Source organism: Micromonospora sp. AMSO31t, assembly GCF_008868175.1.
In the GTDB taxonomy this organism is placed as follows: Bacteria; Actinomycetota; Actinomycetes; order Mycobacteriales; family Micromonosporaceae; genus Micromonospora.
This window is the reverse complement of sequence record NZ_WBKT01000003.1, coordinates 18,798-44,244: the sequence shown is the minus strand read 5'-3', so window position 1 is coordinate 44,244 and position 25,447 is coordinate 18,798. Positions and strand designations below refer to the sequence as shown.

Below are 25,447 nucleotides of genomic sequence, written 5' to 3'. Positions count from 1 at the left end.
GCCGGGTCAGCTCAGGTCGAGCTGCACCGTGGCGATCTCCCAGGCGCGCAGGGGCAGCCGGACCAGCCCGTCACCGTCGACGGTGAGCTGCTCGCCGGGCCGGCCGAGCAGGTCGGCCCGCCAGGCCCCGCGGACCGTCGCGCCACCGAGCACGGCGGTGGTGTCGACCGGGGCCTGCGCCACCAGCCGCACCTCGGTGCGGCCCGCCCGGTCCCGGACGCTGGTCACCGCGACGCCCGGCCCGTCGACGGAGAGCCCGACCGCCGGCGCGGGCAGCGCGGTGGCCGGGTCGGCGGCGCCCGGGAACGCCAGCACCTCGTGCCGGTACGCCTCGGCCGCCGCCAGCACCCCCGCCTCGTGCCAGGCGCCCCGGTAGGGCAGCACCGCCAGCTCGACCGTGCGGATGCCGCGGCACTGCGCCTGCGGCGTGGGCAACTGCGGGCCGGCGGGCTCGTCACGCAACGCGTGCCGGTTGCGCGACAGCATCCCGATCGACCGCAGCACGGTGACCGCCAGCTCGCGGCCGGCGTCGGTCAGCTCGTACTCGGTGGGCTGGGTCAGCAGCACGGCGAGCGCGCCGTCCGGCCCGCCGGCCGCGACGAACCCGTTGGCCGGGAAGGTGGGCAGCGGCACCTCACCGCCACCACCCTCGGCCGTCAGGCCGCGCCCCACCACGGCGAACTGACCCTCGGCGTACGACGTGTCGGCCGGCGACGGCAGCGGCAGGTGCAACCGCACCCGATGGTCGTCGCAGCGGTTGTCGAACTCGACGCGCAGCCGGACGAAGCCCTCGCCGCGGCGCAGCTCGACCCGGGTGGTCACGGTGATCGGCTCCCGCTCCACGGCGCGGGAGCCCGCGTCGACGTCCGCGGCCACCGGCCAGCGGTACTCGCGTACCACCTCCAGGACGGCCACCAGCGGGCCGTCGTGGCGCACCACGGTCCGCACGGCCTGCGGCTTGTCCACCAGCTCGTCGGCGGCCGGCGGGGCGTAGTTGTAGCTGTCGCCCACGTCGCCGCCGTCGACGATCCGGCCCACCCCGTCCACGGTCACCCCGTCCGGGGTGGACAGCGCCAGGGTGCCGTCCTCGGCGACGTCGACCCGGAGCAGGCCGTTGTCGAGGCTGCGGCCGGCCACCGTGACCGGGTCGGACGCGGGCGTCGCGGTCGCCGGCAGCGGCACCGGCCGGACCGCGGCCCGCCCCAGCGGCGGCACGTCGACCAGGGCGGCGACGGTGGCCCGGGGCGCGGCGAGGATGCGTACCCGCCACCGGTCCGGCTGCGCGGCGGCGGCGAGCGCCAGCCGGACGTCCTCCACGTCGAAGGCCGGATCCCCGTGCCGGGCCACCTCGAAGGTGAGGGTGGCGTCGTCGGGCGACACCGACCAGGCCGTGACCTCCTGGCCGTACAGCTCCCGGCCGTGCACCCGGGTGAGCACGGCCGGCAGGTCGGCCGCCGGCACGACGTCGTCGGCGAGCAGTGTGCGGCCCCGATCGAGGACCTGGGTGGCCACGCTGCGGCCGGCGGCGTCGGCGAGCGCCACGGCGCCGCCGGCCGGTGTCTCCACGTCCAGGCACACCAGGGCGGTACGCGCCGCCGGGGTGGGGTTGAACAGCAGGTAGCCGTCCCGGGGCACGGCGGCCGACAGCCGCGCGCCGACCAGGTCGCACACCGCACGGCCGAGCTGGTCGGCCTCGGCGAGCCGGGCGGCGACCTGTTCGGCGGTCTCGTCACAGCCGCAGCCGGTCACCGAGTCGTGGCAGCTCGCGTCGATCAGCCGGGTCCAGGCCATGTCGAGGAAGCGCTGCACGGACCCGTCGTGGGTGAGCGCGGCGAGCGGTTCGGCGTACCGTTCGACGCGCCGCTCGGCGCGGTTCATCGCCTGCTTCAGGTGCGCGCGGACGGAGATCACGCCGGGCAGGATGTTGGCCCGGGCGTGCGAGCGCAGTTCGCCACGGACCACGGGCAGGCCGTCGACGGTGGCCGGTTGGGTGGCGAAGTACTCGGCGAGGGTGCCCAGCCGCAGCCGGGTGCCGGCGACGTCCGCGGTGGCCAGCAGGTCCGGGGCGTCCGGCGCCGGGGCGGCGTGGTCGGTGCCGTACATGGCCAGCACCGGGGTGTCGTCACCGTCCGGCCGCCATTCGGCGAGCCGGTCGGCGAGGTCACCGGCCCGGCGCGTGACCTGCCCGGCGTTCTCCATCAGCGCGGCACCGTTGCCGTAGCCGCCGGGCAGGTACTGGGTGCGGATCGTGGTGCCGTCGGGCGCCTGCCAGGCGAACGCGTGACGGTGCACCCGCTCGGGCACGCCGCGGAACACGCAGGCGTGGGCAAGCCCGGCGCCGGCCAGGATCTGCGGCATCTGTGCGATGTGGCCGAACATGTCGGGCAGGTAGCCGACCGGCATGGCGCCGCCCAGATCGGCGCTGCGGGTCAGCCCGCGTTCGAGGTTGCGGACGATGTTCTCGCCGGAGCAGAGGAACTCGTCGAGCAGGATCTGCCAGGGGCCCACCGACAGCCGGCCGGCCCGGACCAGGTCGATCACCTGCTCCCGCCGCTCCGGGCGGACCTCCAGGTAGTCGTCGACCGCGGCGAGCTGCCCGTCGAGGGTGAACCGCTGCCGCGGGTCGCGCTCCATCCGGTCGAACACGTCGTCCAGCAGCGCCACCAGCCGCAGCCGGAACCGCTGGAACGGCTCGTACCACTCCCGGTCCCAGTGGGTGTGTGGCACCACGATGATCTCGGTCGGTCGCGTCATCAGCTCGCCGCCTCTCCGCCGATCGCCGCCCCGGTCAGCTCACCGTAGCGGCGTACCACCTGCTGGCTGGTCCGTACGTCGGCCGCGCCCTCGGCGATGCCGGTCAGCGGCGCGGCGCCCGCGGTGACCATCGCGTGGAACGCGACCAGCTCCTGCTCGAACGCCTCGGTCACCGACCGGTACGCGGCCCGCCGCTCACCGCCGCCGTGCTCGTCCACCACGGTCAGCGTGGTCGGCGCGTTGAGCAGGTACGGCGAGGGGAACACCAGCTCCAGCGAGCCGCGGGCGTGGTGCAGGGTGACCGTCTCCCGGTAGGCGGGGTAGTCCGGCAGGTTGAGCCACCGGATGCCGTAGCGGGCGCCGTCCGGCAGCCGTCCGCTGATCTCCACCGACGGCTCGGCCGGGCCGTCCGGGAGCGGCCACGTGGCGACCTGCTCCACGGTGGCCGGTGCCCCGGTGAACAGCCGCAGCAGGGACAGGTCGTGCGAGATGCTGTTGATCAGGATCTGGTAGAGGGTGCGGGCGCCCGGGTCGACGCCGACGGCGGCGTCGAGCAGCGCCCGGTCGGCGGCGGACAGCCGGGCCGCCTCCCCGGCCGGCACATCGCCGGCGGCCGGGGGCAGGTTGGCGAAGCGCAGCTGCCGGTCGCCGCCGGCGTGCAGCACGGTCACCTCCACGGCGTGCACCCGCTCGGCCCCGCCGAGTTCCGCGAGCAGTCGCGCCGCCTCGGCGACCGCTGGGTCGTACTGCTTCATGTAGCCGACCATCAGCGCCGGGCCGCGGGTGTCCAGCTCGGCCAGCCGGGCCGTCTCGGCGAGGGTGTAGGCCAGCGGTTTCTCGCACAGCACCGGCAGGCCGGCGCGCAGCGCCAGCGCGGCCAGGTCGCCGTGCGAGCCGGAGGTGGCCAGCAGCACCGCGTCGCAGCCGCCGTCGGTGACCATCCGGGCCGCGTCGGTGTAGCGGCGGGCGGGCTCGACGCCGTACCGCTCGCCCAGCTCGGTCATCCGGGACGGGGACAGGTCGGCCAGGGCGACGATTTCGAACAGGTCGCCGCGGCGTTGCAGCAGCGGCAGGTGCACGGTGCGGGCGATGATGCCCAGCCCGGCCACCGCGATCCGGATCCGCTTGCCGGGCTCGGTCATCGCAGCACCTCCTCGAGCCACCGCCGGTTGGCGTGCTGGTCGGCGCGGATCCGGTCGAGGTCCCCGTCCTCGGGGGCGTCCTGCTCGACCACCAGCCAGCCGGTGTAGCCGATGTCGTCGAGCGCGGCGAAGACCCCGGCGAGGTCCACGTCGCCGCGGCCCAGGGCGCAGAATCCGCCGGCGGCGACCATGTCCATGAGGCCGCCGCCGGCCGCCCGGGTCCGGGCGTGGGCGGCGAGGTCGGCGTCCTTCAGGTGCACCTGGCCGATGCGGCCGGCCCAGCGGCGTGCGGCGGCCACCGGGTCGCCGCCGGCCAGCGCGAGGTGCCCGGTGTCCAGGCAGATGGCGATGTCGGTCAGTTCGAGCAGCCGGTCGGCCTCCGCCTCGGTCTCCACGTCGGTGCCGAGGTGGTAGTGGAACACCGGCTCCAGGCCGCGGTCGCGGCACCGGTCGGCGGCCTGCTGCACCCGGGCGGCGAAGTCCGGCCAGGCCGCGGCGGGCAGCGCCGACGCCAGGTCGGTCGGCATGCCCGGCCGGGCCATCCGGCCCGGGTTGCCGGGGCAGGCCAGGGTCGGCCGGGGCGCGAACCGGGGGTCGTCGACCGGCGCGGCGGTGAACACGTCGAGCGCGGCGTCGAGCTGGGTCAGGTCCTCGGCGAAGCCGGCCGGGTCGGCGAACCGCAGGTCGACCCAGCCGCCGGCCAGCGCGATGCCGGACGCGGCCAGCCGCCGCGCGAGGGTCTCGCCGGTGCCGAGGTAGCCGATCGGGCCGGAGTCCACCCCGGTGTAGCCGTCGCGGGCCAGTGCCGCGAGCAGGTCGTCGGGGCCGACGGGCGCCCCGGTGGGCTGGTAGATGCCGTAGTTGACGGGGGCGCCGGCCACCCGCGTGCGTGCGGTCAGCTGCACAGCGCGATCACCTCCATGCGGTGGGACTCCAGGACGTGCAGCCCGTCGCCGGCCGGCAGCAGGCACCGGTCGCCGCGGACCAGCCGGTGCCGGCCGTCCGGGTAGGCCAGCAGCGCGCCGTCGGCGTCGAGCGCCAGCAGCTCGTCGCCGAGGCGCAGCAGCAGCGGCCCGCCGGGGTCGGCGGAGATCGCGGTACGGCCGCCGCGCAGCGCGTCCAGCACGGCGTCGCCGGGGGCGCGGTCGGGGTCGGCGAGCACCCAGGTGGTGGGGGAGCCGGGCGGTGCGTCGTCGCCGGGGCGGTGGAAGTCGCTGCCGCCGATCGCCACGACGTCGGGCCGCCAGGCCCGCGCCCAGGCCAGCGGGGCGCCCCAGGTGCGGTCCCACCAACCGGAGTGCCACACCTCGACCAGTGGGGTGCGGTCGGCCAGCGGCTGGCGCCAGGCGCAGTCGCCGCCGAGGGGGTGGTTGACCGACATGAGCCCGCCGTCGCGCCGGGCGGCGGCGAGCCACTCGTCCGGCAGGCGGCGGAAGTCGATCCAGCCCACCGGCCCGAACACGTTGGCGTGTCCCCGGTCGGTGGTCACCTCCTGGCCGGGCAGCAGGCTGATGCCGTAGCGGGTGGAGGCGTCCGGCAGCCACGGGTGGTGGCTGACGGTGTTGTGGTCGGTGACGGCGAGGAAGTCCAGGCCGCGGGCGGCGGCGAGCGCGGCCAACTCGTCGATGGTCTGGCTGCCGTCGCTGTGCACGGTGTGCGCGTGCAGGTCGCCGGCGAGCCAGCGCCGGCCGTCGACGGCGGGCAGGTCGCGGCGGGGCGGGCGGTCCGGGCGCGGCGGCGCCGCCGGTGCGGCGGGCGCGGGCGGCGGCGTGGTGCTGGTGGTGGCGGTGACCTCGTAGTCCAGCCCGTCCGGTGGGATGCGGTGCAACCTCAGCAGCACCTGCCACTCGCCGGGTTCCAGCTCGCCCGGCAGGTAGCCGGGGGTGGCCCAGCCGGCGGCCACGGTGTAGCCGTCGCGGGCGCCGCCCGACCAGCCGCGGAAGCCGTCCGGCCCGACGCAGCCCAAATCGAGCACGCCGGCGCCGCGGGGATAGTCCAGCCGGACGGTGAGCGCGGCGGTGCCGGGTGCGACGGTGACCGGCAGCGCCCGCAGCATGTCGTCGGCCCGGTCCTGCAGGGTCCACCTGCCGCGGTGCACGACCACGGTCAGCTCCGCGCGGCGGCGTCGGCGCGGGGGGCCGGCACGCCGGCCGTGGCGGCGGCGGTGACCAGGTTCCCGTCGCGGTAGAGCAGGGACCGGCCGGGGCGGGGCACCGCCCAGCCGGTGTCGCCCGGTTCCGGTTCGCCGCCCTCGGCCACGACGACCTGCACGCTGGTCCGGCCCGGGCCGGTCTCCTCGGTGTCCTCGCCGGGGACGTCCAGCGAGACCAGGGAGACGCTGCCCAGGTTCTCCACGACGACGACCTCGCCGGTCAGCGCGCCGGGAACGGCCGTGGGGGAGTAGTCGAGATATTCGGGTCGGATGCCGTAGACCAGCCGCTCGCCGTCGGTGACCTGGCCCCGGGCGTCGTCGGGCAGCGGCAGCCCGGCCCGGGCCACCGACAGCTCGTCGCCCCGCACCCGCGCGTCGATCAGGTTCATGGGGGTGGAGCCGATGAAGCCGGCCACGAAGGTGTTGGCGGGGCGGCGGAAGACCTCGGTGGGGGTGCCCACCTGGCGGATCCGGCCGCCCTCCATGACCGCGATCCGGTCCGCCAGGGCCAGCGCCTCGGCCTGGTCGTGGGTCACGAAGACGGTGGTGACGCCCAGCTCCCGCTGGAGGCGCTTGAGGAAGGTCCGGGCCTCCAGCCGCAGCCGGGCGTCGAGGTTGGACAGCGGCTCGTCGAGCAGGAACACCTGCGGGTGGCAGGCCATCGCGCGGGCCAGGGCGACGCGCTGCTGCTGGCCGCCGGAGAGCTGCCCCGGACGGCGTTCCAGCAGCCCGGACAGGCCCAGCTCGTCGGCGGTGTCGGCGGCCTTGCTGCCCCGGCTGCGCCGGTCGACCTTCTTGATCCGCAGCGGATAGGCGATGTTGTCCCGCACGGTCATGTGCGGGAAGAGGGCGTAGTCCTGGAAGACCATGGCCACGTCCCGCTTGCCCGGCGGCAGGTTGGTGACGTCGCGCTCGCCGATGCGCACGCTGCCGCCGGAGGCGACCTCCAGGCCGGCGATGGTGCGCAGCAGGGTCGTCTTGCCGCAACCGGACGGGCCGAGCAGGGCGAAGAACTCGCCGTCGGCGATCTCCAGGTCGAGGGCGTCCAGGGCGCGTACCCCGCCGGGGTAGACCTTGGTCAGCTCGCGCATGGTGATGGCGGACATCAGCGCTTGATCCCTCCGTGGAAGCGGAACCCGTATCGGCTGCTGACGAAGACGAACATGAGCGCCACCGGCAGCGAGTAGAGCAGCGAGAAGGTGGAGAGCAGCCGCAGGTCGGCCTGCCCGCCCTCGGTGTAGAGCGTGTACATGATCACCGCGGCCGGCGCCTTGTCCGGCCCGCGCAGCAGCAGGAACGGCACCAGGAAGTTGCCCCAGACGTTGGCCACGGCCCAGACGCCCACGGTGGCCAGGCCGGGGCGGACCAGCGGCACCACGATGTGCCGCATGATCTGCAACGGGCTCGCGCCGAAGACCCGGGCCGACTCCTCGTAGGACGTCGGGGTGGAGTCCATGAAGTCCTTGAGGATGAAGATGGCCGCCGGCAGCAGCCCGCCGCTGAGGATCAGGATGACGCCCAGCCGGGAGTCGATCAGGTTGAGCCGGAAGGCCAGCTCGAACAGCGGCACCATGGTGGCGGTGCCGGTGACGATCGAGGACAGCAGCAGCAGCCCGTAGAGCAGCGCGTCGCGGCCGGGCACCCGGACCCGGCTCAGCGCGTACGCGGCCAGCGCCGCGAACGTCACCACCAGCGCCGCGGTGCCGGCCGCCAGGTAGACCGAGTTGAGCAGCGAACTCAGCGCGTACGGGTTGTCCAGCAGCGCGCGGAAGTTGTCCAGGGTGAACCGCGGCAGCGAGGCGGTGACCGTCGGGGTGTCGTCGAACGGGGCGGTGGCCAGCCACAGCAGCGGCAGCGCGAAGAAGGCCAGCACGGCGCAGAGGAACGTGTAGCGGCCGATCTGGGCGAGCAGGTGGCGTACGGCCACGGTGGGCCCCGTCGGCTCGGTGGTGGGCGCGGGCGCCGTGCCGGTGGTCACGCCGACTCCTTCCGCCGGCCCAGCATGCGCAGGTAGACCAGCGCGATGACCAGGTTGATCAGCAGCATGACGAACGAGATGGCGGCGCCGAAGCCGAGTTCGCCGCCGGAGAGCGCCACCTTGTAGACGTAGACCGGCAGGATCTCCGAGCGCTGCTCGGGCCCGCCGGCGGTGATCAGGAACGGCGCGAAGTCGTTGAACGTCCAGAGGCTGATCAGCAGCAGGTTGGTGAGCACGTGCCCGCGGATGCGGGGGAAGACCACGTCGCGCAGCTGCTGCCAGGTCGAGGCGCCGGCCAGCCGGGCGGTCTCCAGGTGCGAGCGGGGGACGTTCTCCAGCGCGGCGGCGTAGAGCATCATCGAGAACGCGGTGCCGCGCCAGGTGTTGAAGACGATGATCGACAACATCGGGTGGTCCAGCAGCCACGCCGTCCCGGGGATGCCGAGCAGCGCGTTGAGCGTGCCGGCGTCCCTATCGAGCAGGGCGATCCACAGGAAGGCGACCACCGAACTGGGCAGGATCCAGGAGAGCAGCACGAACCCCTCGACCACCCGGCGCAGCGGGCCGCGGCGGTCGCGCAGCGCGAACGCGATGGCGAAGCCGAGACCGGCCTGGCCGATCACCGCAGAGCCGAGGACGAACTGCAGGGTCAGCAGCAGGGAGGTGCGGAACCGCTCGTCACCGAGGGCCCGGGTGTAGTTGTCCAGGCCGACGACCTCGGGGTGGGCGGCGGCCAGGCCGGTCAGCCGGTAGTTGGTCACGCCCAGGTAGATCGTCCAGGCGGCCGGAACCACGAGGAAGACCAGGATGAGCACCATGGCCGGGACGAGGAAACCGGTGGCCCGGGCCCGGCCGAGCCCGGCGGCGTCGGGGGCCGGGGAGGCGCCCGTGACCGGGCGCGCTCCCTCGACCACCTCGTCAGGAGGTGACGTTACCTGGACCACCGACGAACCCTTCGACCTTCTTCTGGTACTCGGCGGCCGCCTCGTCGGCGCTCTTGCCCGCCGTGGCGGCGGCGGTCGCCTCCTGCAGCGCCACCGACACCTGCGGGTACACCGCGAGCGGCGGCCGGTACGCGGTCACCGGCAGCACCTTCTCGGTGATGAAGCTCAGCATCGGGTCGCCCGCGAGGACCTCCTTGTTGACGTCCTGGCGCGCGGTGATGCGCGCCTCGCCGGCGAGTTCGGCCTTGACCGCCTCGGCCGAGTGCATGAACGACAGCAGCTCCCACGCCTGCGAGGGGAACTTGGAGTTGGGGTTGAGCGTCCGCACACCGCCACCGGACATGCTGACGAAGTCCTGGCCGCGGATGCCGGCGCCGGGCTGCTTGGCGGGGATCATCGCGTAGCCGACGGTGGTGTCCCGGTCGGCCATCTTGGCGATGCCGGTGGTCGGGTTGACCACGCTGCGCCAGAAATAGTCGCCCTCGGCGAGGATGCCGATCTTGCCGGCGGCGAACTCGGCGAACGACTTGTCGCGCCCCTTGGCCTCCTGCTGGAGCTTCGGGTCGCCCAGGCCGCCACCGTAGACCTTGGTGTAGAAGTCGAGCATGTCCTTGACCGGCTGGGTGGCGCCGGACCACTTGCCGTCCTTCCAGATCTCGCCGCCCGCACCGACCAGCAGCGGCAGCGCGCCCTGCATGGAGGTGGCCTCGCCCATCGCGGTGCCGGCGTTGATCTGGATCGGCGTCACCCCGGGCAGAGCCTTGAGCTTGGCGCCGGCGTCGAGGATCTCCTGCCAGCTCTTCGGCTGCCAGTCGGCGGGCAGGCCGGCCCGGGCGAAGAGCTTCTTGTTGTAGTAGAGGACCCGGCCGTCGGTGCCGAGCGGGATGGCGTAGCGCTTGTCCTCGAACGAGCCGAGGCCCTGCACGGTCTCCGGGATCTGGGACCAGCCCTCCCAGGAGTCGACCTGGTCCCCGGCGACCTCGGACAGCGGCTTGAGGTAGCCGGCCTGGACGAACTCGCCGACCCAGATGCCGTCCACGGCGATCACGTCGGCGCCGCCCTTGGAGCGCAGGTCGAGGGCCAGCTTGGTCTTGTACTGCTCGTCGTCGACGCCGCTGGGCACGAACGTCACCTTGGCGGTGACGCCCTTGGCCTTCTGCGCCTCGACGAACTTGGGGATGACCCATTTCTCGATCCACTCCGCGCCGGCGGAGTTCTTGCCCCCGACGATGGAGTTGGCGGAGATGGTGAGGGTGATGTTCTTGGCGTCCTTACCGGCGGGCTCGTCCGAGCCGCCGCAGGCCGTGGCGGTGAGGGCGACGGCGGTGAACGCGGCGAGCACGCCGGCGGCGCGTCTCGGCTTGGCTGACATGGGCTGTTTCCCTTCGCAAGGAGGAACTTCGAAGAGACTCGCGGGGTCGCCCCACCGGCCGCAGGTCCGCCGCCGGCGGTGCTTGCGGCCACAATGTCATGACAGCTTGACGACGTAAATACCTGTCACTGAAATGAGCGCGAAACATCCACCGTCACCGCTCGGCGACGGTCACCTCGAGGGAGTAGCGGCTGGCCCGGTAGATGTGGGCGCCGTGCTCGACGTAGCGGCCCTGGTCGTCGTATGCGGTGCGGGTCATGGTGAGCACGGGCGCGCCGCGCCGCTCGCCCAGCATCTGCGCCTCGGCGGCCGTGGCGGCGCGCGCCCCGATCCGCTGCTGGGCGCCCCGGATCCGCCGCCCGCCGGCACGCAGGATCGCGTAGAGGCCGTCGGCCTGCAGGGCCGCCATGGTGAGCCGCGGCTGGTCGACCGGGAGCCAGTTCTCCATGAGGGCGAGGGGTTCCCCGTCGGAGAACCGCAGCCGGCGCAGGTGCTGCACCTCACCACCCGGTGGCACGCCGAGGGCGGCGGCGACCGCCGGCGGGCAGGCCACGGTGGCCAGCTCCAGCACCGAGGTGGACGGCTGCTGGCCGGCCCGGACCAGGTCGTCGTGCAGGCTGGTCAGCTCGACGGCCCGGCGGACCTCGCCCCGCACCACCTGGGTGCCCACGCCCCGCCGGCGGACGATCAGTCCCTTGTCGACGAGGTGCTGGATGGCCTGCCGCACGGTGGGCCGGGACAGCCCCAGCCGGTCGGCCAGTTGCAACTCGCTGTCCAGGCGGTCCCCCGGGGCCAGCTCACCGCGCTGGATCGCCGCCGCGAACTGCTGCGCGACCTGGAAGTAGAGCGGGACCGGGCTGCTGCGGTCGACCGCGATCTCGGGGCCGGTCACGGAATCCTCCTCGCTGCGGCTGCGCGGGATCGGCGTGCTGATGCGCGCCACTGTACCGAAGCGATCACGGAGCGCAGAGCACGGTTGTCATGACAACACATTGACACAACTCGTAGAGCACTGTTACCAATCAGGGACGGAATCGAGCTGGCGGACACGCCGACGCCGGCCGGGACGGAGGGCGCCGCATGCTCGATGTGCTCACCATCGGCCGGGTCGGGGTGGACATCTATCCGTTGCAGATCGCCACGCCGCTGGCCGAGGTCGAGACGTTCGGCAGGTTCCTCGGCGGCAGCCCCACCAACGTGGCGGTCGCGGCCAGCCGGCAGGGCCTGCGTGCCGGGTTGATCACCCGCACCGGCGCCGACGCCTTCGCCGGTTACGTGCACCGGGCGCTGCGCGAGTTCGGTGTGGACGACAGCCAGGTCCACCCGGTCGACGGGCTGCCCACCCCCATCACCTTCTGCGAGATCTTCCCGCCGGACCACTTCCCGCTGTGGTTCTACCGCACCCCCACGGCCCCCGACCTCCAGATCCGCCCGGAGGAGCTGGACCTCGACGCGATCACCTCGGCCCGCGTCTTCTGGCTCACCGGCACCGGCCTGTGCCAGCAGCCCAGCCGGGACGCGCACCTCGCCGCGCTCGCCGCCCGGGCCGCCCGCCCGCACACCGTGCTGGACCTGGACCACCGGCCGATGTTCTGGCCCGACCCGGCCGCCGCGACGGCGGCCGTCGCCGAGGCGCTGCCCCGGGTCACCGTCGCCGTCGGCAACCTCGACGAGGTGGAGGTCGCGGTCGGCACCCGCGACCCGGACCGGGCCGCCGACCTGCTGCTCGAACGGGGTCCGCGGCTCGCCGTGGTCAAGCTCGGCCCGGCCGGCGTGCTGGCCCGCACCGCGGAGCAGAGCGTACGGGTGCCGCCGGTCCCGGTGGACGTGGTCAACGGGCTGGGCGCCGGCGACGCCTTCGGCGGCGCGCTCTGCCTGGGGCTGCTGCGCGGCTGGCCGCTGGAGCGGACCATGCGCTTCGCCAACGCCGCCGGCGCGATCGTCGCCTCCCGGCTGGCCTGCTCCGCCGCCATGCCCGACTACGCCGAGACGGCGGCGCTGGCCGGGGACGCCGCGCCGTCGACGGCCGTCCTGACAGGAGAAGACCGGTGAGCACCGAGTACGACGCGCTGACCCGCACCCGGGCGCACCGGCCGCAGGCGATCGCCGAAGCCGCGGCCCGCCGTACCCGCCGGCCCTGGCCCGAACCGGGCCGGCCGCTGTTCGTCATCGCCGCCGACCACCCGGCCCGCGGCGCCCTCGGGGTACGCGACCGGCCGATGGCCATGGCCGGGCGCGCGGACCTGCTCGACCGGCTGCGGGTGGCGCTGTCCCGGCCCGGCGTCGACGGGGTGCTCGGCACCCCCGACATCCTGGAGGACCTGCTGCTGCTCGGGGCGCTGGAGAACCGCCTGGCCATCGGCTCGATGAACCGGGGCGGCCTGTCCGGGGCCGCCTTCGAACTCGATGACCGGTTCACCGCCTACGACGCCGACAGCATCGCCGCGATGCGCTACGACGGCGGCAAGATGCTCTGCCGGATCGACCCGGACGACCCGGCCACCGCCTCCACCCTCCAGGCCTGCGCCCAGGCGGTCACCGCCCTCGCCGCGCACCGCACCGTGGCCCTCGTCGAACCGCTCTGGGTGGCCCGCGACGGCGGCCGGGTCAGCGCCGACCTGCGCCCGGAGGCGGTCATCAAGGGCGTCAGCGTCGGGCAGGCGCTCGGCGCGACCAGCGCGTACACCTGGTTGAAGCTGCCGGCCGTCGACGAGATGGAGCGGGTGATGGCCGCGACCACGCTGCCGGTCCTGCTCCTCGGCGGCGACCCGGTGGAGGCGCCCGACGTGGTGTACGCGCGGTGGGCGCGGGCGCTGCGGATGCCCGGCGTGCGCGGCCTGGTCGTCGGCCGCGCGCTGCTCTACCCGCCCGACGACGACGTGGCCGCCGCCGTGGACCTGGCCGGCTCGCTGCTGCCCACCGGGCAGGACGCGTGAGGACCCCCGACGCCCACCTGCCCTGGGGCGGCGCCGCTCGGGAACCGTGGGCGCTGGAGGTCACCCCCGAGCGGGCCGGCTGGACCTACGCCGGGCTGCGGGTGCTCACCCTGCCCGCCGACGGCGAGGCCAGCTTCGCCACCGGCGACGAGGAGATGCTGGTGCTGCCGCTGGCCGGCGCCGCCACCGTGCACTGCGACGGGCTGCGGATCGCCCTGACCGGCCGGACGTCGGTGTTCGCCGCGGTCACCGACTTCGCCTACCTGCCCCGCGACGCCGAGGTGACGATCCGCGGGGCGGGACGCTTCGCGCTGCCGTCGGCGCGGGCCACCCGCCGGCTGTCGCCCCGCTACGGCGCGGCCCGGGACGTGCCGGTGGAACTGCGCGGCGCCGGCCCGGCCAGCCGGCAGGTCAACAACTTCTGCGCCCCGGACGCCTTCGACTGCGACCGGCTGGTCGCCGTGGAGGTGCTCACGCCCAGCGGCAACTGGTCGTCGTACCCGCCGCACAAGCACGAGCAGGAGCGGGCGTACGGCGACGGGCGGGTCGAGGCGGCGCTCGAGGAGGTCTACTACTTCGAGGTGGCGGGCGGCGCGCCCGGCGAGGGGCCGGTGGGCTACCAGCGGGTCTACGGCACCGACGACCGGCCCATCGACGTGCTGGCCGAGGTGCGCACCGGCGACGTGGTGCTCGTCCCGTACGGCTACCACGGGCCGTCGATGGCCGCACCGGGCTACGACCTCTACTACCTCAACGTGCTGGCCGGACCCGGGGCCGCCCGGACGATGGCCTGTGTGGACGATCCCCGGCACGGCTGGATCCGGGGCAGCTGGGCCGGCCAGCCGGTGGACCCGCGGCTGCCGCTGACCCGGCCCGGAACGAAAGAGGCGTGATGCCCAGGTTGACGGTGGCGCAGGCGGTCGTGGCGTTCCTGGCCCGGCAGTTCTCCGAGCGCGACGGGCGGCGGCAACGACTGATCCCGGCCTGCTTCGGCATCTTCGGCCACGGCAACGTCGCCGGGCTCGGCGAGGCGCTGGCCACCGCCGGCGCCGACCTGCCGTATCACCTGTGCCGCACCGAGCAGGGCATGGTGCACACGGCCGCCGCGTACGCCCGGATGACCGACCGGCTCAGCACCCTGGCCTGCACCACCTCCATCGGCCCCGGCGCCACGAACCTGGTCACCGGCGCCGCCGGCGCCACCATCAACCGGCTGCCGGTGCTGCTGCTGCCCGGCGACATCTTCGCCACCCGGGTCGCCAACCCGGTGCTCCAGGAGCTGGAGGACCCGCGCTCCCACGACGTCAGCGTGACCGACGCGCTGCGGCCGGTCTCCCGCTACTGGGACCGGATCAACCGGCCGGAGCAGCTGCCCGCGGCGCTGCTGGCCGCCATGCGGGTGCTGACCGACCCGGCGGACACCGGCGCCGTCACCCTCGCCCTGCCGCAGGACGTGCAGGCCGAGGCGTACGACTGGCCCGACGAGCTGTTCGCCGAACGGGTCTGGCACGTGCCGCGCCCCCGCGCCGACGAGGCCGCGCTGGCCCGGGCGGCCGGGATCGTGCGGGCGGCCCGCCGGCCACTGCTGGTGGCCGGCGGTGGGGTGATCTACAGCGGGGCGACCGGGGCGCTGCGCCGGTTCGCCGAGGCACACGGGGTGCCGGTCGCCGAGTCCCAGGCCGGCACCGGCGCGCTGCGGCACGACCACCCGCTCGCCCTCGGCGCGGTCGGCGTCACCGGCACCACCGCCGCCAACGAGATCGCGGCCGGCGCGGACGTGGTCATCGGGGTGGGCACCCGCTACAGCGACTTCACCACCGCCTCCGGCACCCTGTTCGGCGACGGCACGCGCTTCGTCAACCTCAACGTCACCCGCTTCGACGCGGCGAAACTGTCCGGCACGCAGATCGTCGGCGACGCCCGGGAGAGCCTCACCGCCCTCGGCGGGGCCTGCGCCGGCTGGACCACCGAGCCCGCGTACCGGGAGTCGGTGGCCCGGCTGCGCGAGCGGTGGACGGCCGTCGCGGACCGCGCCCGGCACGCCGACCCGGACGCCCGGCCCACCCAGACCGCGGTGATCGGCGCGGTCAACGACGCCGCCGGCCCGGGCGGCGTGGTGGTGTGCGCCGCCGGGTCGATGCCCGGCGACCTGCACCGGCTGTGGCGCAGCGCGGACCCCAAGAGCTACCACGTCGAGTACGGCTACTCCTGCATGGGCTACGAGATCCCCGGCGGGATCGGGGTGAAGCTGGCCGCGCCGGAGCGCGAGGTGTTCGTGCTGGTCGGCGACGGCTCCTACCTCATGCTGCCCAGCGAACTGGCCACCGCGGTCGCCGAGGGCGTCAAGCTGGTCGTGGTACTGGTCGACAACTCCGGCTTCGCCTCGATCGGCCGGCTGTCCGAGAGCGTCGGCGCGCACCGGCTCGGCACCGCCTACACCGACCGGGGCGGGGAGCCACTGCCCGTCGACCTCGGCGCCAACGCGGCCAGCCTCGGCGCCGAGCTGATCCGGGTGTCCACCATGGCGCAGCTCCGGGCGGCGCTGGCGACGGCGAAGGCGGCCACGCGGACCACCGTGGTGCACGTGCGGACCGACCGGTTCGAGGCCGGACCGGACGCCGGCGCCTGGTGGGACGTGCCGGTCGCCGAGGTCTCGACCACCGCGGAGGGGCGGGCCGCCCGGGCGGCGTACGAGGCGGGGCGCAAGAACCGGCGCACCCACCTGCGGCCCGCCTGACCGGTTTCCTGTTCTTCCGGTCCCGGGCCTGTCACGATGGGCGCCCGACCGGACATGGGATGGACGTGAGCTCCGGGACCGAGCACGAGGACCGCTTCCGACGCGTCTACGCCGCCGACTTCGCGCCGCTGCTGGCGTACGCGCTGCGCCGCGTCGCGCAGCCCGAGGACGCGGCCGACGTCGTCGCCGAGACCTTCCTGGTCGCCTGGCGCCGGAGACACGACCTGCCGGCCGACGGCGAGGCCCGGCTCTGGCTGTACGGCGTGGCCCGCCGCGTGCTCGCCAACCATCACCGCGGCGGCGTACGCCGGCAGCGGCTGGGGGAGCGGCTCCGCCAACGGATCACCGCGGCGGTCGGCGCCGACCCGGGCAGTGAGGTGCCCGAACGGCTCGCCGTCCGGGCCGCGCTGGCCCGCCTCGGTGAGCTGGACCGGGAGGTGCTGCTGCTCACCGTCTGGGAGGGACTGGAACCGCGCGAGGCCGCCGAGGTCCTCCGGGTGAGCCCGGCCGCCGTCCGGACCCGCCTGTCGCGGGCACGGGCCAGACTCCGCGAACTCGTCGGTGACGACCTCGGGCCGCCCGGACATGTACTCGACGTCCTGACCGCACCCGCCCCGAAGGAGGGCAGATGACCGAGGAGCACCTCGACCGGATGGTCCGAGACGCCGACCCCTACCGACCCGATGTCATCGGGCACCTCGACGGGGCCAAGCAGGCTCTCCTGGAGGAGATCATGTCCGAGCCGACGCTCGACCGCGTCGCCGAAACACCGCAGCCGCGTACCCGGAGCAGGCGCACCCTGGTCCGCCGCCTGGCCGGCCCGCTGACCGCGGCCGCCGCGCTCATCGGTGTCCTCGCCGTGGCCACCGTCTACGGCGAGCCTCCGCACGACGGCGGGCCGGCTCCGGCCGGTACCGCCGCCGCACCCGGCACCGCCGGTGCGGGTACGCCCGTAAGCTACTCGCCGGTGGCGTTGAAGGCCGCCGAGCAGAACCCGCGGCTGCTCATCGACGAGCCCGGGTGGAAGGTCACCACCGTCTACGGGTTCGCCGAGAAGCAGGGCACCATCGCGTTCCGCAACGGCGCGCGGCAGATGGACATGAACTGGTACCCGGCGGACCAGTACGACGGCTACCACGCGGACCGGCGCAACGTCAGCGCCCCGCAGGCGGTGAAGGTGGACGGCTGGCCGGGTGACCTGTTCCGCTACAGCGGCGAGGACTTCGCCGTCATGCTCCGCCCCCGCGACGGCGTCTTCGTGGAACTGCGGGCCAGCGGCGGAAACCGCACCGAGTTCGACCGGATCCTCACCCACGTCGTCCGCGTCGACGTGCGCACCTGGCTGGCCGCGCTCCCGCCGGAGATCGTCACGCCGGCCCGCGTCGACGAGCAGGCCACGAAGGTGCTGGCCGACATCCCGCTGCCCCCGGACTTCGACCGGGCCGCGCTGGCCGGCCTCGGCACCAACGACGCCTACCAGTTCGGCGCTCAGGTCACGTCCCGGGTCGGCTGTGGCTGGATCGCCGAGTGGCAGCGCGCGAAGCGGGCCGGCGACGACGCCGCGCTCCGGCGGGCCGCCGACGCGCTGCGCAGCAGCCACAACTGGAAGGTGCTGCACCAGATGAACGACGAGGGCGACTGGCCGGAGGTGTTCTGGGAGACGGCGGACAAGGTGGTCGCCGGAGAATCGGTCAGGTACGCCGACGCGTTGGGCTGCGGCTGACCGTCCCTGGTCCAGCCGTGCCGGCGCTCCCACGGGGGGAGCGCCGGCACGGCGGCCCGTAGGGTGGATGCCGTGATCACCTGCGTCGTGCACTACACGATCGACCCCGCGCAGATTGAGGCGTTCGAACGCTTCGCCCGCGAGTGGATGCGGCTGGTGACCAAGCACGGCGGCGTGCACCACGGCTACTTCCTGCCCGCCGAGGGCGCCAGCGACCGGGCCGAGGCGCTGTTCAGCTTCGAGAGCCTGGCGGCGTACGAGCGCTACCGCGCACGGTTCGACGACGACCCGGAGTTCGTGGCCGCCGACCGGATCCGCGACGACTCCGGCTGCGTCCTGCGCTACGAGCGCACCTTCATGCGCCCCCTCCTGCCGACCGACTGAGCGTAGGCTCTCCCCGCCGCAGTCTGGTTCTCGTGCAGTCCCTGCGGCAGGAGCGGTATCTGCGGGGCGAGTGCCGTCGGTGCGAATGGCGCGGCTCGTGTGAGCGCGGCTGTTGCGGAGCTCGCCCTGGTTCGGTGCGGGAGGGGTCTCGGTCGGTTGGCGTCCGGTGGGTCACCGGTTGGCGGCCCGGGCCTCCGGTTTGATCCACCCGAAGGTGCGCTCCACGGCGCGCTGCCAGTTCTCCCGTTCCTCGGCGCGGATCGTCTCGTCCAGTTCCGGTTCCCAGCGGGCGGCCAGGTGCCAGTTGCTGCGCAGCCCCTCCAGGTCGGCCCAGTAGCCTACCGCGAGTCCGGCGGCGTACGCGGCGCCGAGCGAGACCGTCTCGGCGACCATGGGGCGCACCACCGGGACGCCGAGCACGTCGGCGACGAACTGCATGAGCAGGTTGTTGGCAGTCATCCCGCCGTCCACCCGCAGCGCCGTCAGATCCAGTCCGGAGTCGGCGTTCATCGCCTCGACCACCTCGCGGGTCTGCCAGCCGGTGGCCTCCAGCACCGCCCGGGCCAGGTGCCCCTTGGTGATGTACGAGGTGAGCCCGACGATCACGCCCCGCGCCTCGCTGCGCCAGTGCGGCGCGAACAGCCCGGAGAAGGCCGGCACGATGTAGCAGCCGCCGTTGTCGTCGACGGTGCGGGCGAGGGTCTCGATCTCCGGCGCGGTGGTGATGAGGTCGAGCTGGTCGCGGAACCACTGCACCAGGGAGCCGGTGATCGCGATGGAGCCTTCGAGGGCGTAGACGGCGGGCCGGCCGGCGATCTGGTAGCCGACGGTGGTGAGCAGCCCGTGGTCGGAGTGCACCGGCTCCTCGCCGGTGTTGAGCAGCAGGAAGCTGCCGGTGCCGTAGGTGCACTTGGCGTCGCCGGGTGCGAAGCAGGTCTGGCCGAACAGGGCGGCCTGCTGGTCGCCGAGCGCGGCGGCGATCCGTACGCCGGGCAGGACGGTGGTCGCCGTGCCGTAGACCTCCGACGAGGAACGGATCTCGGGCAGCATGGCGGCCGGGATGCCGAAGAAGGCCAGCGAGTCGGGGTGCCAGCGGAGCGTACGCAGGTCCATCAGCATGGTGCGGCTGGCGTTGGTCACGTCCGTCAGGTGCAGACCGCCGTCCGGGCCGCCCGTGAGGTTCCAGATCAGCCAGCTCTCCATGGTGCCGAAGAGCACCTCGCCCCGCTCGGCCCGCTCCGGCAGGCCGGGGGTGTGGTCCAGCAGCCAGCGCAGCTTCGGTGCCGAGAAGTACGTGGTGAGCGGCAGGCCGCAGCGCTCCCGCAGGCCGTCGGCGCCGGCCGCCTCGGACAGCGTCTCCACCAGCGCGTCGGTCCGGGTGTCCTGCCAGATGATCGCGGGCGCCACCGGCACGCCGGTGCGGCGGTCCCACACCACGATGGTCTCCCGCTGGTTGGCGATGCCGATGGCGGCGATCTGGTCGACGCCGATGCCGGCCTCGACGAGGGCCCGGGGCACCACCTTGCCGACGTTGCGCCAGATCTCCAGGGCGTCGTGCTCCACCCAGCCGGGGCGGGGGAAGTGCTGCTGGTGCTCCCGCTGGGCCACGGAGACGAGGTTGCCGCGGCGGTCGAACACGATGCAGCGGGTCGAGGTGGTGCCCTGGTCGATGGAGACGACGTAGCTGTCGGTCATGTCCTCGTCCTCTCTGGCGCGGGGGTGGCGGTGCAGCCTGGACGGATCACCAGCGGGCGGCCCCGAGATCGCGGGACACCGCCCGGGCGGCGTCCCGGACGTACGCGACGAGCGCGGGCCGGGGGTGGCTCTTGCCGTCGCAGACCCGGTCGACCGGGCCGGAGAGCCCGATCGCGCCCACGACGAGGCCGCCGTAGCCGCGGATGGGCGCGGCGATGCCGGCCTCGCCGAGGGTCATCTCCTCGATCTCGGCGCCCCAGCCGTTGTCCCGGATCTCGGTCAGCGCGCGGGACAGGGTCCGCGGGGTGACCAGGGTGCGGCGGGTGTACGGCTCGGGTTCGCCCTGCAGGACCGCGTTGGCAGCGCCGACGTCGTAGGCGAGCAGGACCTTCCCGAGCGCGGTGGCGTGCGGGGGGAGCAGGGACCCGACGTCGAGCGTCTGCAGGGTGTCGTCGGGTCGGAAGACGTGGTGGACCACCAGCACCTTGCCGTCCAGCAGAGTGCCGATGCGGACGGACTCGCCGCTGCGCGCGGCCAGCGGGTCGGCCCAGTTGATGGAGCGGGAGCGCAGTTCGTTGACGTCGAGGTAGCTGGTGCCGAGGTGCAGCAGCGCCGCCCCGAGCTGGTACTTGCCGGAGGTCTTGTCCTGCTCCACGAAGCCGACGTCCTGAAGGGTCCGGACGATCCCGTGCGCGGTGCCCTTGGGCAGGTCGAGGGAACGGGCGATCTCCCCGATGCCGAGCCGGCCGGAACTGCTGGCCAGCAGGCGGAGGATCGCCGCGGCACGCGCGATGGACTGCACCTGACCCGGCATGGGGCGGAATGCTAGCGGCGTTCCACCAGTCGCAACAGTGTTCGGCAATGTCGACCGGGGTTCGTTGACCCGACCTCGCGGCGCTCTCTACGGTTCAGCCACTCCCACCGCTTCTGGAGGCGCCAGATGACGCAACGAGCGAAGGTTCCCGGACTTCTCGGTGAGTTGGCCGCCGAGTTCGCCGGCACCGCGATCCTCATCCTGTTCGGCGTGGGCGTGGTCGCCCAGGTGGCCGCCGCCGGCACCGGCGAGTTCGACAGCATCGCCTGGGCGTGGGGCCTCGGCGTCACGCTCGGCGTGTACGTGGCGGGCCGGATCAGCGGCGCCCACCTCAACCCGGCGGTCACCGTCGCCCTGGCCGTGTTCAAGGGCTTCTCCTGGCGCAAGGTGATGCCGTACGCGCTGGCCCAGACCGCCGGCGCGTTCGTTGCGGCCCTGGTCATCCGCTGGAACTACAGCGAGGCGCTGTCCCGCTTCGACCCGGGCCTCACGGTCAAGAGCCAGGGCGTCTTCTCCACCCTGCCGGGCGCCGGCGTCAGCGAGTGGGGCGCCCTGCGCGACCAGATCATCGGTACGGCGATCCTGCTGTTCCTGATCCTGGCGGTCACCGACGCGCGCAACTCGCTGCCCGGCGGCAACCTCGCCCCGCTGATCGTCGGCCTGATCGTGGTGGCGATCGGGATGGCCTTCGCCGCCAACGCCGGCTACGCCATCAACCCCGCCCGCGACTTCGGCCCCCGCCTCGCCTCCTTCCTGACCGGCTACGAGACAGCGTTCCAGGATGCCGGCGGCTACCCGTACTTCTGGGTGCCGATCGTCGGGCCGCTCGTCGGCGGTGTGGTCGGCGCCGGTCTCTACGAGCTGATCGTCGGCCGGTTCCTGCCCGACGAGGACACCCCGGAGCCGGGCGCCCTGGCCACCGAGGCCGCGCCGGGAGAGGCCGAGCTTTCCCGAGTCTGATCCGCCGACCCCGTATTTCCCGTACCGGAAGGAGACCCCCGCATGGCTGACTTCGTCGGCGCCGTGGACCAGGGCACCACCAGCACCCGATTCATGATCTTCGACCACGGTGGCAACGAGGTCGGCCGCCACCAGCTCGAACACCAGCAGATCCTGCCGCGGGCGGGCTGGGTCGAGCACAACCCCCTGGAGATCTGGGAACGGACCCAGACGGTGATCCAGACCGCGATGAACGAGCACGGCCTGGCCGGCGCCGACCTCGCCGCGCTCGGCATCACCAACCAGCGCGAAACCATGGTGGTGTGGAACCGCCGGACCGGCCGGCCCTACTACAACGCGATCGTCTGGCAGGACACCCGCACCGACCGGATCGCCTCTGCCCTCGAACGCGAGGGCAAGGGGGACGTCATCCGGCGCAGGGCGGGCCTGCCGCCGGCGACGTACTTCTCCGCCGGAAAGATCCAGTGGATCCTGGAGAACGTCGACGGGGTCCGGGAGGCGGCCGAGCGTGGCGACGCCGTCTTCGGCAACACCGACACCTGGCTGCTGTGGAACCTGACCGGCGGCACGGAGGGCGGTGTGCACGTCACCGACCCCACCAACGCCAGCCGCACGATGCTCATGAACCTGGAGACGCTCGACTGGGACGACGAGCTGCTGTCGTTCTTCGGCATCCCGCGGGCCATGCTGCCGGAGATCCGGCCGTCCTCCGACCCGCGCTCGTACGGCAGCACCGTGCCGCACGGGCCGTTCAGCAGCCCCGTCCGCATCACCGGCGACCTGGGCGACCAGCAGGCCGCCACGGTCGGGCAGGTCTGCTTCGCGCCGGGCGAGGCGAAGAACACGTACGGCACCGGCAACTTCATGCTGCTCAATACCGGCACCGACATCGTGCGGTCCAAGGCCGGGCTGCTCACCACGGTCTGCTACCAGTTCGGCGACGACGCGCCGGTGTACGCGCTGGAGGGCTCGATCGCGGTCACCGGCTCGGCCGTGCAGTGGCTGCGTGACCAGCTCAAGATCATCAGCACCGCCGCGCAGAGCGAGATCCTGGCCCGCCAGGTCGAGGACAGCGGCGGCGTGTACTTCGTTCCGGCGTTCTCCGGCCTGTTCGCCCCGTACTGGCGCTCCGACGCTCGCGGCGCGATCGTCGGCCTGTCCCGGTTCAACACCGACGCGCACATCGCCCGGGCCACCCTGGAGTCGATCTGCTACCAGAGCCGGGACGTGGCCGAGGCCATGGAGCAGGACTCCGGGGTGCACCTGGAGTGCCTGAAGGTCGACGGCGGCGTCACCGTCAACGACCTCTGCATGCAGCTCCAGGCGGACATCCTCGGGGTGCCGGTCAGCCGGCCGGTGGTCGCCGAGACCACGGCCCTGGGCGCGGCCTACGCGGCCGGGCTCGCCGTCGGGTTCTGGAAGAGCACCGACGAACTGCGCGAGAACTGGAACGAGAGCCGGCGCTGGCAGCCGACCTGGTCGCCGGAGCAGCGCGAGACCGGCTACGCCCGGTGGAAGAAGGCGGTCGGCCGCACCCTCGACTGGGTCGATGTCGACTGAGCCGTATCCCTGTCCCACCCCCAGGATCCGGGCGGCCGGCGCCCCCTCGTCGGCCGCCCACCCCGCGCAGAAAGAGAAGACGGATGCATTCCGCGACACTGTCACCGGCCGCCCGCGAGCGGTCCCTGGCCGCGCTCGGCGGCGGCCAGGAACTGGACGTCCTGGTGATCGGCGGCGGCGTCACCGGCGCCGGCTGCGCGCTCGACGCCGTCACCCGCGGCCTGTCGGTCGGGCTCGTCGAGGCCCGCGACTGGGCCAGCGGCACGTCGAGCCGGTCCAGCAAGCTCATCCACGGCGGCCTGCGCTACCTGGAGATGCTCGACTTCGGGCTGGTCCGGGAGGCGCTGCGCGAGCGCGGGCTGCTCCTGCAGCGACTCGCCCCGCACCTGGTCCGCCCGGTGCCGTTCCTCTACCCGCTGCGGCACCGCGGCTGGGAGCGGCTGTACGCGGGAGCCGGCGTCCTGCTCTACGACACCATGAGCCTCTCGGGCAGTCACGCGCGCGGCGTGCCGGCCCACCGGCACCTGACCCGCCGGGGCGCGCTGCGCGCCTGCCCGTCCCTGCGGCCCGAGGCGATGGTCGGCGCCCTCCAGTACTACGACGCCCAGGTCGACGACGCCCGGCTGGTGACCTTCCTGGTCCGCACCGCCGCCGCGTACGGGGCGCATCCGCTGTCGCGGGCGCGGGTGGTGGGTTTCCTCCGCGAGGGCGCCCGCGTCACCGGGGCACGGGTGCACGACCTGGAGACCGACCGGGTGTTGGAGGTGCGCGCCCGGCAGGTCGTCAACGCCACCGGCGTGTGGACCGACGACAGCCAGGCACTCGTGGGCGAGCGGGGCCAGGTCCAGGTCCGGGCCTCCAAGGGCATCCACCTGGTCGTTCCGCGCGACCGGATCCGGTCCCGGACCGGCCTGATCCTGCGTACCGATACCAGTGTGCTGTTCGTGATCCCGTGGGGCCGGCACTGGCTGATCGGCACCACCGACACCGACTGGGACCTGGACAAGGCGCATCCGGCGGCGACCAGCCGGGACATCGACTACCTGCTGGAGCACGTCAACCAGGTGCTGGCCACCCCGCTGACCCGCGACGACGTCGAGGGGGTGTACGCCGGACTGCGCCCGCTGCTGTCCGGGGAGTCCGACGCCACGGCGAAGCTGTCCCGCGAGCACGCCGTGCTCCGCCCGACGCCCGGGCTGGTGATGGTGGCCGGCGGCAAGTACACGACGTACCGGGTCATGGCACGCGACACGGTCGACGAGGCCGTGCGCGGCCTCGGCGGCGGGGTTCCCGCCTCGTGCACCGACCGGGTGCCGTTGCTCGGCGCGGAGGGCCACGTCGCGCGATGGAACCAGCGACGCCGGCTGGCGCAGCAGTTCGGCCTGCACACCGAGCGCGTCGAGCACCTGTTGCACCGCTACGGCGCCGCCGTTGACGAGGTGCTGGAGCTGCTGCGGGAGGACCCGACGCTCGGCCGGCCGCTCGACGGCGCGGAGGACTACCTGCGGGTGGAGATCGCCTACGCGGCCTCCGCCGAGGGAGCGTTGCACCTGGAGGACGCGCTGACCCGGCGTACCCACATCTCGATCGAGAGCTTCGACGGGGGGCTGACGGCGGCCCGGCCGGCGGCGGAGCTGATGGCTCCGGTCCTCGGTTGGGACGAGCAGCGGGTCGACCGGGAGGTGGCGCACTACCGGGACCGGGTCCGGGCCGAGCGGGCCGCGCACGAGCAGCCCGACGACACGGCGGCCGACGCGGCCCGGCTGGGCGCCCCCGAGGTGGTGCAGCAGGCGGCCGTGGCGGTCTGACGGGTCAGCTCAGCGCGATGGTGACGGTGGCGGTCAGCCCGTCGGCGCGGCGGCGCAGGCTCAGCGAGTCGGCCAGGTGGTCCGCCAGCCAGAGGCCCCGGCCGCCCGCCGCGTCCCCGGCGACCTGCCGGATCGGCGGCGCGTCGACGCCCGCGCCATGATCGATGACGTCGCAGAGCAGGAGGTCGCCCTGCCGCCGCAGGTGCAGGTGGCCCGTGCCGCCGCCGTGGCGTACGGCGTTGGTGGCCAGCTCGTGGACGGCCAGGACGAAGTCTTCGGCGGGCTCGCCGGTCAGCCCCGCTGCCGCGACAGCCGCGGCGACGGCATGCCGCAGCTCGGTGATGCTGGCCGTGGTGAAGGCCCGGGCCAGCAGCGACGACGCCGCACGTCGCGTATGCCCGGCCCCCGTGGAATTGATGTCGGCCGGCGGTCCCGAACCGCCCATGGAAAAGAGGCTACCTGCATTCCGATTTTTCGCCCGCGACGCC

The 25,447-nt window shown here is 73.8% G+C and carries 22 protein-coding genes; 10 read left to right on the top strand and 12 right to left on the bottom strand.

Annotated features, from left to right (window positions below; all coding sequences use genetic code 11):
• Positions 1 to 6: 6 nt before the first annotated feature.
• The 9 genes from F8274_RS01210 to F8274_RS01170 form a co-directional block, all read right to left on the bottom strand.
• Entirely contained in the window at positions 7 to 2,754 is a 2,748-nt protein-coding gene (locus tag F8274_RS01210; RefSeq protein ID WP_151460392.1) for a glycoside hydrolase family 38 C-terminal domain-containing protein, read from the bottom strand.
• Positions 2,754 to 3,896 carry a Gfo/Idh/MocA family protein gene (locus F8274_RS01205; RefSeq protein ID WP_151460391.1) on the bottom strand — a complete coding sequence of 381 codons (1,143 nt, stop codon included), beginning with the start codon at positions 3,894 to 3,896 and terminating at the stop codon, positions 2,754 to 2,756. The genes F8274_RS01210 and F8274_RS01205 overlap by 1 nt, the downstream gene beginning before the upstream one ends.
• Positions 3,893 to 4,801 carry a sugar phosphate isomerase/epimerase gene (locus F8274_RS01200; RefSeq protein ID WP_225853525.1) on the bottom strand — a complete coding sequence of 303 codons (909 nt, stop codon included), beginning with the start codon at positions 4,799 to 4,801 and terminating at the stop codon, positions 3,893 to 3,895. The genes F8274_RS01205 and F8274_RS01200 overlap by 4 nt, the downstream gene beginning before the upstream one ends.
• The gene (locus F8274_RS01195; RefSeq protein ID WP_225853524.1) at positions 4,792 to 6,000 is read right to left on the bottom strand and encodes a CehA/McbA family metallohydrolase; all 1,209 of its coding nucleotides are present in this window, start codon (positions 5,998 to 6,000) and stop codon (positions 4,792 to 4,794) included. Before F8274_RS01195 ends, F8274_RS01200 begins: the two co-directional genes overlap by 10 nt.
• Before the next feature lie 2 nt (positions 6,001 to 6,002).
• Positions 6,003 to 7,154, bottom strand: a complete 1,152-nt coding sequence (locus tag F8274_RS01190) for an ABC transporter ATP-binding protein (protein WP_151460390.1) — start codon at positions 7,152 to 7,154, stop codon at positions 6,003 to 6,005.
• Entirely contained in the window at positions 7,154 to 8,026 is an 873-nt protein-coding gene (locus F8274_RS01185) for a carbohydrate ABC transporter permease (RefSeq protein ID WP_225853523.1), read from the bottom strand. Before F8274_RS01185 ends, F8274_RS01190 begins: the two co-directional genes overlap by 1 nt.
• Positions 8,023 to 8,970, bottom strand: a complete 948-nt coding sequence (locus tag F8274_RS01180) for a carbohydrate ABC transporter permease (RefSeq protein WP_225853522.1) — start codon at positions 8,968 to 8,970, stop codon at positions 8,023 to 8,025. Before F8274_RS01180 ends, F8274_RS01185 begins: the two co-directional genes overlap by 4 nt.
• The gene (locus F8274_RS01175; RefSeq protein WP_151460389.1) at positions 8,945 to 10,342 is read right to left on the bottom strand and encodes an extracellular solute-binding protein; all 1,398 of its coding nucleotides are present in this window, start codon (positions 10,340 to 10,342) and stop codon (positions 8,945 to 8,947) included. Before F8274_RS01175 ends, F8274_RS01180 begins: the two co-directional genes overlap by 26 nt.
• 154 nt (positions 10,343 to 10,496) lie before the next feature.
• Complete coding sequence (locus F8274_RS01170) at positions 10,497 to 11,234, bottom strand: GntR family transcriptional regulator (protein ID WP_151460388.1); 738 nt, start codon at positions 11,232 to 11,234, stop codon at positions 10,497 to 10,499.
• Between the two features lie 188 nt (positions 11,235 to 11,422).
• Here F8274_RS01170 and iolC point away from each other — a divergent pair, with 188 nt between their 5' ends.
• The 7 genes from iolC (at position 11,423) to F8274_RS01135 (ending at position 18,122) form a co-directional block, all read left to right on the top strand.
• Positions 11,423 to 12,394 carry a 5-dehydro-2-deoxygluconokinase gene (gene iolC / locus F8274_RS01165; RefSeq protein ID WP_151460387.1) on the top strand — a complete coding sequence of 324 codons (972 nt, stop codon included), beginning with the start codon at positions 11,423 to 11,425 and terminating at the stop codon, positions 12,392 to 12,394.
• Positions 12,391 to 13,278: a deoxyribose-phosphate aldolase gene (locus tag F8274_RS01160; RefSeq protein ID WP_151460386.1), complete on the top strand. Its 888-nt coding sequence runs from the start codon at positions 12,391 to 12,393 to the stop codon at positions 13,276 to 13,278. The genes iolC and F8274_RS01160 overlap by 4 nt, the downstream gene beginning before the upstream one ends.
• Positions 13,275 to 14,171 carry a 5-deoxy-glucuronate isomerase gene (gene iolB / locus F8274_RS01155; RefSeq protein WP_151460385.1) on the top strand — a complete coding sequence of 299 codons (897 nt, stop codon included), beginning with the start codon at positions 13,275 to 13,277 and terminating at the stop codon, positions 14,169 to 14,171. The genes F8274_RS01160 and iolB overlap by 4 nt, the downstream gene beginning before the upstream one ends.
• On the top strand, positions 14,171 to 16,015 hold the full coding sequence (iolD, locus tag F8274_RS01150; protein WP_151460384.1) for a 3D-(3,5/4)-trihydroxycyclohexane-1,2-dione acylhydrolase (decyclizing): 1,845 nt from the start codon (positions 14,171 to 14,173) through the stop codon (positions 16,013 to 16,015). The genes iolB and iolD overlap by 1 nt, the downstream gene beginning before the upstream one ends.
• Before the next feature lie 59 nt (positions 16,016 to 16,074).
• Positions 16,075 to 16,647, top strand: coding sequence for an RNA polymerase sigma factor (locus F8274_RS01145; RefSeq protein WP_151460383.1), 573 nt, complete (start codon positions 16,075 to 16,077; stop codon positions 16,645 to 16,647).
• Positions 16,644 to 17,738 carry a hypothetical protein gene (locus F8274_RS01140; protein ID WP_151460382.1) on the top strand — a complete coding sequence of 365 codons (1,095 nt, stop codon included), beginning with the start codon at positions 16,644 to 16,646 and terminating at the stop codon, positions 17,736 to 17,738. Before F8274_RS01145 ends, F8274_RS01140 begins: the two co-directional genes overlap by 4 nt.
• Positions 17,739 to 17,810: 72 nt before the next feature.
• Positions 17,811 to 18,122, top strand: a complete 312-nt coding sequence (locus tag F8274_RS01135) for an NIPSNAP family protein (protein WP_151460381.1) — start codon at positions 17,811 to 17,813, stop codon at positions 18,120 to 18,122.
• Positions 18,123 to 18,293: 171 nt separating this feature from the next.
• Here the strand turns inward: F8274_RS01135 and glpK (F8274_RS01130) are convergent, their stop codons facing one another.
• Positions 18,294 to 19,817 carry a glycerol kinase GlpK gene (gene glpK, locus F8274_RS01130; RefSeq protein ID WP_151460380.1) on the bottom strand — a complete coding sequence of 508 codons (1,524 nt, stop codon included), beginning with the start codon at positions 19,815 to 19,817 and terminating at the stop codon, positions 18,294 to 18,296.
• 46 nt (positions 19,818 to 19,863) lie between these two features.
• Positions 19,864 to 20,631, bottom strand: a complete 768-nt coding sequence (locus F8274_RS01125; protein WP_151460379.1) for an IclR family transcriptional regulator — start codon at positions 20,629 to 20,631, stop codon at positions 19,864 to 19,866.
• Between the two features lie 126 nt (positions 20,632 to 20,757).
• Here F8274_RS01125 and F8274_RS01120 point away from each other — a divergent pair, with 126 nt between their 5' ends.
• The 3 genes from F8274_RS01120 to F8274_RS01110 all read left to right on the top strand — a co-directional run bounded on the left by F8274_RS01120 (position 20,758) and on the right by F8274_RS01110 (position 24,959).
• Positions 20,758 to 21,591 carry an MIP/aquaporin family protein gene (locus tag F8274_RS01120; RefSeq protein WP_151460378.1) on the top strand — a complete coding sequence of 278 codons (834 nt, stop codon included), beginning with the start codon at positions 20,758 to 20,760 and terminating at the stop codon, positions 21,589 to 21,591.
• Between the two features lie 42 nt (positions 21,592 to 21,633).
• Positions 21,634 to 23,151 carry a glycerol kinase GlpK gene (gene glpK, locus F8274_RS01115; protein ID WP_151460377.1) on the top strand — a complete coding sequence of 506 codons (1,518 nt, stop codon included), beginning with the start codon at positions 21,634 to 21,636 and terminating at the stop codon, positions 23,149 to 23,151.
• 83 nt (positions 23,152 to 23,234) lie between these two features.
• On the top strand, positions 23,235 to 24,959 hold the full coding sequence (locus tag F8274_RS01110; RefSeq protein ID WP_151460376.1) for a glycerol-3-phosphate dehydrogenase/oxidase: 1,725 nt from the start codon (positions 23,235 to 23,237) through the stop codon (positions 24,957 to 24,959).
• Between the two features lie 4 nt (positions 24,960 to 24,963).
• Here F8274_RS01110 and F8274_RS01105 read toward each other — a convergent pair whose 3' ends face one another.
• A complete protein-coding gene (locus F8274_RS01105; RefSeq protein ID WP_151460375.1) occupies positions 24,964 to 25,404 on the bottom strand; it encodes an ATP-binding protein in 441 nt (146 codons plus the stop codon).
• Positions 25,405 to 25,447 lie beyond the last annotated feature (43 nt).